The 255-nt window shown below is 73.7% G+C and carries 1 protein-coding gene; it reads right to left on the reverse strand.

All coding sequences use genetic code 11. The features are described from left to right. Window positions 1–198, reverse strand: a 198-nt coding sequence (locus EAS64_RS43055; RefSeq protein ID WP_222850060.1) for a hypothetical protein, incomplete at its 3' end; no start/stop codon positions are given. Between the last annotated feature and the right edge of the window lie 57 nt (window positions 199–255).

The raw sequence follows: 255 nt of genomic DNA on the forward strand, positions 1-255 counted from the left end.
GGGGACCTGCCAGCAGCGCAGCCAGTCCGCCAGCGCCAGCACCTCCCGCTTCGTGGTGCCGAACATGCGGGTCTCGGCGGCCCGCCGGGACGGATCCCGGTCCGACGGCACCCGGATCGTCGCCGCCGTCTGGGCCTTGCCGATGTCGATGCCGCATACCCGGTCGCGGTAGAGCGGCTCGCCGGTCACCTCTTCCACGCGTCCTCCGCTATCTGCGCTAGCCTGCGTCAGCGGCACCGCCCGGGGAACCGGGGG

Source organism: Trebonia kvetii, assembly GCF_007827045.1.
GTDB classification, from domain to species: domain Bacteria; phylum Actinomycetota; class Actinomycetes; order Streptosporangiales; family Streptosporangiaceae; genus Trebonia; species Trebonia kvetii.